Here is a 2,021-nt window from a genome sequence, read left to right on the forward strand (position 1 = left end):
GATCCTAATACAGGAATTATCCCAAACCAGCCTTGTGAAGGAAGTATTCCTTCACAGCCAGAAGACCCGAACTCTACCATTGGAGGAAACGAAGGCTGTAATCCCGGTACACCTACTTTGCCGAATATTGGCTTGCCTATAAAAACTGACCCCTGTGTACAGCTAAAACAAATCAATGAAAATAGTAATATAAAAGCTAAATTGAATGAACTGAAAAATAATATCGGAGGTACTTTAGAGAAAGGTTTTTTAATACGAAATATTTCAGGGAATGAAACTTCCGAAATATTAATAGGAAATAGTGACAATACAATTAGTTATCCTATTTTGGACCCGTTATATTCTGCATATATTAATCAAACTTATGGGAGTGCTCATAATCATAATAAAAATAATAAAAAGCAAATTGGCATTTTTACACCTGAAGATTTACTTCCTCTTTATTTATGTGGTTTGGTGGAAACTGAACCCAATAATCCTTATCATACAACTGCACCAAAAAAATCTGTTACATTTGTATTGACAGAAAAAGGATATTTTGCATTGAAGATTAATGATTTACCGAAACTAAAGGCTTTTGTAGATTGGTACATATTTACAATGAATGATACTGGAAGAGATATGTTTAACAAGAAAACTTTTCTTGACCCAGAAAAATACAATATTTTACCTAAATCTTCTTATGCAGAACAAGTAACTGGCTTTTTACGTTTTATGAAAGACTATGATGTTGGTATGGAATTGTATGAGGGTAACAAAGATACATATGGAGATTGGAAGAAATTGGAATTGATAGACAATGGAGATGGAACCTATAACTTTAACAAAATACCTTGCAATCCTTAAAAATAAAATCATGAAAAATATAATAATAAAAACTATTTTAATTGCTAGTATACTAATGGGAATTAATATGATGAAATCTCAAAATATTATTGCTTTAGGAGGAAATAACGGAACATTACCCAAAGATTTTCAAAATACAGGACAATACTATTATAAAGATGTTTATAATTATTTAGATGGATTTTTAGGTACTTGGGAGTATGTAAATGGAAGCGAGAAATTTCAGGTCATTCTAACTAAAATAACTAAATATCATGAAGTTTCATCTTCATCTCCTTACATGAATTTTAACTATTATACTGATGGTATTGCTTTGAGATATAAAAAATTTGTAAATGGAAATTTGATATTTGAATCACCTTTAAAAAATATACCAACTCTCGAAAGTAGAAATGGCTTAGAACTAGAAGGTTCAATTACTGATTATGGCAGAGTTACAGCAAGTGTCCCTAAACCTCAAATTATGGGTAACGGTAATCTAATACAAGGGGGAGAGTATTTTACTGTTCCATGTAGCATAGAGAAAATGCCTGTTAATTTAAGTACTAATGAACCTTTAAAAATTAAGTTCAATTTATATTTAAGAGAAAATTTTGGACAATATAATAATCCTATTTATAATGGTTTGCCAACTTTCAGTATTCCTAATGATATTATTATGACAAAAGTCCCATAAAATAAGCCTCCAATTTGGAGGTTTTTCAACTTGTATTCAGAAACGGCGTTTCTATCGATACCGATAACGTGATCTATATAGAAAACGGTCCCGATTTTTATACCTATACCTTTCGTATCGACAGGGAAAATGCTCCTGCTGATGCATCCGTTGAAAACCTTGTCTTAAGCCCTTTATCAGACGGAAGCTGGAAAGAAGAGCTGGTTACGTATAACCTCACCGCTCAGGAGAAGCAGACGATGCTTGCAGGCGGTGCGGTAGATCTAAAAGGAAAAATAACCAAAGAGTTGCTACAAAGCGGAACTTATTCCCCGGAAATTATGAATAGAGGTTCTTTGGAAAACTGCTACTGGATTACCTATTCTTATTATACAACCTGTAGTGGGGGCGAACATAGTCATGGTGAAGAATATGGTCCCTTTAATGAGGGGAAATGCCCTGCAGATACACAATCAGTACTGGTAATTACTGCAGATTTGATATGCTCAACTCCGGGAGG

3 protein-coding genes are annotated in these 2,021 nt (G+C 33.1%); all 3 read left to right on the plus strand.

Annotated elements, in window-relative coordinates:
* Positions 1-846, plus strand: an 846-nt coding sequence (locus AB4Y90_RS17700; RefSeq protein WP_441558883.1) for a hypothetical protein, incomplete at its 5' end; no start/stop codon positions are given.
* Positions 847-856: 10 nt separating this feature from the next.
* Positions 857-1,522 carry a DUF6705 family protein gene (locus AB4Y90_RS17705; RefSeq protein WP_441558884.1) on the plus strand — a complete coding sequence of 222 codons (666 nt, stop codon included), beginning with the start codon at positions 857-859 and terminating at the stop codon, positions 1,520-1,522.
* 14 nt (positions 1,523-1,536) lie between these two features.
* Positions 1,537-2,021, plus strand: a 485-nt coding sequence (locus AB4Y90_RS17710) for a hypothetical protein (RefSeq protein ID WP_441558885.1), incomplete at its 3' end; no start/stop codon positions are given.

The sequence above is a fragment of the Chryseobacterium sp. 2TAF14 genome, from assembly GCF_052115105.1.
Lineage (GTDB): Bacteria > Bacteroidota > Bacteroidia > Flavobacteriales > Weeksellaceae > Chryseobacterium.

What these genes read in the sequence shown, in the direction of transcription:
- AB4Y90_RS17705 (WP_441558884.1), top strand. Translation starts at nt 857, where the DNA reads ATGAAAAATATAATAATAAAAACTATTTTAATTGCTAGTATACTAATG.